Origin of the sequence: Mesorhizobium sp. M0598 (genome assembly GCF_040320865.1) — a bacterium.
Classification (GTDB): domain Bacteria; phylum Pseudomonadota; class Alphaproteobacteria; order Rhizobiales; family Rhizobiaceae; genus Mesorhizobium.
In genome coordinates this window covers 1-5,367 of record NZ_JAMYQL010000079.1, presented here as the reverse complement: position 1 = coordinate 5,367, position 5,367 = coordinate 1, and the positions used below count along the sequence as shown (strand labels likewise).

Here is a 5,367-nt window from a genome sequence, read left to right as displayed (position 1 = left end):
CCCCGACCAGCTCCGCCGATCACCCGTTGCTCAACCCGCGCCATACGGCGTAAAACCCGCCGAGGCTCTAACTGCAGCCGGATGAAAATTCAGTGGCAGGTCAGCTGGATTTCGTCCATGATCAGTTCGCCTGCGGCCGGCGCTTCCGCGTCCTCAACATCGTCGACGACGTGACGCGCGAATGCCTGGCTGCGATCCCGGACACCTCGATCTCCGGCCGCCGGGTGGCGCGTGAACTGACGGAACTGATCGCCCGGCGCGGCAAGCCGGGCATGATCGTCTCCGACCACGGCACCGAGTTCACCTCGAACGCGATCCTCGCCTGGTCGAAGGATCATCAGGTGGAATGGCACTTCATCGCGCCGGGCAAGCCGATGCAGAACGGCTTCTGCGAAAGCTTCAACGGGCGGATGCGGGACGAGTTGCTGAACGAAACCCTGTTCCTCGGCCTCGACCATGCCCGAACAACCATCGCCGAATGGGCAGACGACTACAACCGATCGCGCCCACATTCGGCGCTCGGATACCTCACGCCTGCGGCCTATGCCGCCAATCTCACCGCAACGGACGATCGGCTGCGCAACCCGACCAGCTCCGCCGATCACCCGTTGCTCAACCCGCGCCATACGGCGTAAAATCCGCCGAGGCTGTAACTGCAGCCGGATGAAAATTCAGTGGCAGGTCAATGCTCGGTTAACGTTACAGTGCCCCTAAATGGATTAAAGCCCGAAACAGATGACCGCTGATCGAGCCAGACAGGAGACTTAAATGGTGGATTCGTCCGGCGCAACAGACCCTCTCAACATCGGCAATCTGCCAGATGATATGCTGAGAGAGATATTGAAGCGGGTAGTCAATCAAGCCGACAGCGTCGCAGCTTTCCAGAGAAGCATCAATGCGTTGCGCAATGTCAATCAGAAGTTCCGAGCAGTTGTTGATAGCGAGTTTCGCGAGGAAACACGATCCGCTCGTTTCGAAGAGGCCATGATTGACGCGGGTAATTCAGCTGGGACTAGAACTGCAAATGACATCATCATCTATCATGACGTGGACGATCTGGCCACGAAGTACCGTATCAAAAAGTTAGCCGCGGAGCGCGACATCAATGCCGGAATAGATCCCCGTCCCGCCATTGAGCGCAATGACGTGGACGATCCGGTCGCGCAGAACATGCTCAAAGAGCACGCCGCGAAGCGCGACATCAACGCCGGAATGGATCCCCGTCCCGCCATTGAGCGCAATGGCGTGGACGATCCGGTCGCGCAGAACACGATCGCCGGGACCGTCATCAAGCCCCATCCGCTTGTTGCCGCCGGGAAAGTTGCGACACGCGCAATTCGTGGCTTCTTTTTGGCAGCAGGACGGCGCATCAGGAACCGAGGCTCCGCGGGTAGGCTCACGCGCGAGTTTATCAAATTGCAAGCCACGATGCGCGACATCAACGCCGATCCCGAGATGATTGCCCGTACCGCTATCGAGCGCTACGGCGTGGTCAATCAGGGCACGCAGAATATGATCAAAGAGCACGCCGCGATGCGCGACATCATGGCTGGCGTGGTTGCCGGTACTGCTATCGTGCGCAATGGCGTGGACGATCCGGTCGCGCAGAACACGATCAAAGAGCACGCCGCGGTGCGCGACATCACGGTTGGCATGGATGCCGGTACCGCTATCGGGCGCAACGACGTGCACAATCCGCACGCGCAGGACCGTATCAAATGGCGCGCCGCGGTGCGCGCCATCAACGCCGGCGTGGTTGCCGGTACCGCTATCGAGCGCAACGACGTGGACGATCCAGTCACGCAGGACCGTATCAAATGGCACGCCGCGGAGCGCGACATCAACGCCGGCGTGGCTGCCCGTATCGCCATCGAGCGCCACGGCGTGGACAATCAGGACACGCAGGACGATCTCAAAGAGCAAGCCGCGGTGCGCGCCATCAACGCCGGCGTGGTTGCCCGTATCGCCATCGAGCGCCATGGCGTGGACAATCAGGACACGCAGGACCGTATCAAAGAGCACGCCTTGAAACGCGACATCAACGCCGGCATGTCTGCCCCTACCGCCCAGGAGCGCCATAATTTAAATCCGTGCACTCAGAACAGCAGCAACCCATACACCACCAGGGGGCTGAATGAACGTTCTCGTCAGGAGGAAGGACGTGGGCGCTGATCTTTGGACCAAATGCCGGCAACAAGAATTAAAACAAGTTCTGCCAAAAATGCGCATCAAGGCGGACGGCTTCGGCGACCGCCGCAAGGCCATGCTCGAGAACATCGCGATCCTCGGCATCAAGCTCGAAAATGTCAGCATCAACATGCTCGGCCGCGCCAAGAAGGTGTCGATCTCGAAGGAGAACACCACGATCGTCGACGGCGCCGGCAAGAAGGCCGAGATCCAGGGCCGCGCGCCCAGATCAAGCAGCAGATCGAGGAGACCACCTCGGACTACGACAAGGGGAAGCTGCAGGAGCGTCTCGCCAAGCTCGCCGGCGGCGTTGCCGTGATCCGCGTCGGCGGTGCGACCAAGTCGAAGTCAAGGAGAAGAAGGACCGCGTCGACGACGCACTGAACGCAACGCGTGCAGCCGTTGAAGAAGGCATCGTGCCCAGCGGCGGCGTCGCCCTGCTGCGTGTCGCACTGCACTTAAATGTGAGATTGCGCCGACCTCGCTCAACCGCTGTACGTAATCATGAGATTCAATGCCCGTGAGTCTCAATTCACCTGCAGCGGCTGAGAGTTTCTCGAAACCGAAATGCCGGCGTCGATTGCAGCGAACCGCGTATAGTGGGCCCCGAGCGTTTGGCGATTGAGTTCGGAGACTAACGCCGGACCTGCCTGATAGACGATTGAGACACCAGCGAGCAGCCCCAGGCGGAGTCCTATAGGCAAGATGGGTCTTGCAATCGTAGGTCGTGGGAGTCCCTGTTCGGCTACAAGCTCATCAACCCGGAACGACGGCGCCAAGGACGGTGCAGTGGCCTATCGATGCCTGATGACGGGATGGCTTCGGGCATCGTCTGATGAGGAGTAAACGGACTATGTCGATTGGCGACACCCTACCGACCGATGGTCCCGTCAGCGACTGATCGATGAGGCGCTCCCCGTGGACGGCATCTACCCAAAAATCCTCGAACGGCAATGACGTGCTTGCGAGGGCAGATGCCCCCTCCCATGTCTCTTGCTGCCGTTGTCTGCAAACGGGACAGGTTATACGCCAACCCTCGGTCCAGCTTCGCTGTACCGCAGTTGCGGCTCCTCGCGATCTGTTTTGCTTACAGCAGGCGATGCAGCATTGAATGGCGCGTGGCGCGACGAGCCGCGCTGCCGATTTTGGGAACCCGGACGTGGTCATTGCCAAGATTGTCGAAGATTGGGTTCGAAACAGCCTCGCAATTTCAACGGCGGCGGTTGGCCTCAGGTTTGTTCAGTTTGCCGCAAAGATGTTGCCTCCGGAATGGCATGGCGAAGCATTGTGAGCGGGGCGACGCCGTAGAAATCGCCATGGCGCGTGATCCACGACGACAGGAGCTCATCTGGGACGGGTTTGAGAATGACAGGAAGCGGCCTTGTCCCGCTGAGTTCGCGGATCATGCGTAGGCCGTTTCGGCGCTAACCGGCGGGCGCCAACTTTCCACCGCTTCATCCGTGATGTGCTCTGTACCGCTCTCGATCGACTCGGCTGCGAGGGTCGTGATCGCGTGAAAAATATTTGCAGTGATGCCGCCGCTGATTTGCAGAATTCGGCGTAGAGATTTCGGCGTCAGCACCGTCGGTCGGCGAAGCGGCATATTCCGCAAAATGGACGAGACTAGTGCTTCGAACTGTTCGTTGGCCGCCCACCTATTCAAGGTCAGCTCGCCGAATCGGCGGGCAAGCTGTACGTCGCCACTTATCGCTTCGCGCGCTTCGATTACGCCGAAGCAAACGAGGGAGATCTGAAGCCGATTGCTGAGAAATCGCATCGTGTTCAGCACGACCCGCTGTTCGCGGTATGAGCCGGCGAGAATGTTATGTACTTCATCGATAACTAGAACCTGTACGCCGACCGTTTTCATAAGCCGCAACGCCGCTTGCTCCATTTGCACAATGTCGGCGCGGGGTGCCTGTGGTGCTCCAAGTGTAGCCAGGATCTCGGCATATAAACGGCGCTCACCTGGCTTCCCGGTCATCTCGATTGCCAGAACCGGCATAGCCTGAACGCCGGTCGTCGGATCAAAACGGGAGGGGTTATTGTCGCTGAATTTTTCCATGATCATCGTCTTGCCCATGCCACTGTCGCCGTAGATGGCGACCGAGGGCATGCGCGTGCCGCGCGGATGGTCGACCAGCAGGTTGAGACGATCGAGTGCCTGCTTGGCGCGCGGATAAAAAATCCATCGGCGAGCCTGAATCGCGCGAACTCGCAAAATATCGGGCTCGCCGAGGAGGTCTTTGGCCGCCTGCGTCAGATGGACGTTATCCGTGCTCAAAGGGGCTCAATCCAGATCTTCGACGGAGGGAACAGGTTTGCTTGAATCGACGCCCCGTAGCGAGCCCACTTCATCGTCATCCACATTCGTTTTCGCAAGCCGCTGGCGCCCTTGTGTCTTGTGTTTCGCCTCCTCGATCAGTTCGCGCTGCGAAAGCGCAGTGCGAACAAGGACGTGCATGTCAATTTCGCGTTTGCCCTGAGCGTTGAGTTTGCGCCGGGCAGCCTGCGCCTCCCACAGCGTAATGGGCGCGAGTGTCACATCGGCATAGCGAGCCTCAACAAAGCTGCCTGAGGGACGCTTAACAAAGACGCGCGACAAATCGCGGGGGTCGTATTTCACAATCAGGCGGGCCTTGGCTCGTCCGATATCCGCGGCCAGGGCGGGCGACCAGTAGCGGATGTTGAAAAGATGGATGCCGGTCGGGCGCAACGTTCTCTCTGCCTCCGGCAGGAAGGAGATCCAGAACTGCATACGATTGTTCGGCAGGCGCAACACCAACTCACTCTCCTGCTGTCGCCAGACTGCAATCGGTGGCCGACGGAGTGCGCCATGGATAGCATGATGGTATTGCCCAACGATCTCGAGTGCGATGTAGCGCTCAAGCTCTCGAAGCGTCAGTGTCGCATGGCGTTTGGCATCATACTCGCGCCGTTCCTCTATGTTGCTTGAGGTCGATCCTGGCAGCAGATGAACCGCGCCCATCTGCGTGCCGATCAACCGTTCGATGTGGCCGCCGAAATGGGGCGTTCCCGGCGGACGCCAATCGATCTTTATGCCGTTGTCCCGGCAGGCACGTTCGAAAGCATGACTTCGAAAGTCCGCGCCATTGTCGACATGTATCGTTCCCGGCAAACCGGCCACGGGCCACGCTTCATGGATACCCCTCTCCTGCA

Annotated in this window: 4 protein-coding genes and 2 pseudogenes; 4 read left to right on the top strand and 2 right to left on the bottom strand. The window is 59.4% G+C overall.

Annotated features, from left to right (window positions below; genetic code table 11):
* Positions 1–104: 104 nt before the first annotated feature.
* The 4 genes and pseudogenes from NKI59_RS34560 to NKI59_RS34545 all read left to right on the top strand — a co-directional run.
* Positions 105–667, top strand: a pseudogene (locus NKI59_RS34560) (integrase core domain-containing protein); the annotation flags it as partial.
* Positions 668–768: 101 nt separating this feature from the next.
* Positions 769–2,172 (top strand): F-box protein, encoded by a 1,404-nt coding sequence (locus NKI59_RS34555; RefSeq protein WP_352709004.1) that lies wholly within the window; start codon positions 769–771, stop codon positions 2,170–2,172.
* Between the two features lie 58 nt (positions 2,173–2,230).
* Positions 2,231–2,648: pseudogene (locus NKI59_RS34550) on the top strand (TCP-1/cpn60 chaperonin family protein); the annotation flags it as partial.
* A gap of 650 nt (positions 2,649–3,298) precedes the next feature.
* Entirely contained in the window at positions 3,299–3,478 is a 180-nt protein-coding gene (locus NKI59_RS34545) for a hypothetical protein (protein WP_352709005.1), read from the top strand.
* A gap of 111 nt (positions 3,479–3,589) precedes the next feature.
* Here the strand turns inward: NKI59_RS34545 and NKI59_RS34535 are convergent, their stop codons facing one another.
* Positions 3,590–4,471 carry a TniB family NTP-binding protein gene (locus NKI59_RS34535; protein ID WP_352709001.1) on the bottom strand — a complete coding sequence of 294 codons (882 nt, stop codon included), beginning with the start codon at positions 4,469–4,471 and terminating at the stop codon, positions 3,590–3,592.
* 6 nt (positions 4,472–4,477) lie between these two features.
* The coding region (locus tag NKI59_RS34530) for a TnsB C-terminal domain-containing protein (RefSeq protein WP_352709000.1) at positions 4,478–5,367 on the bottom strand (890 nt) is incomplete at its 5' end.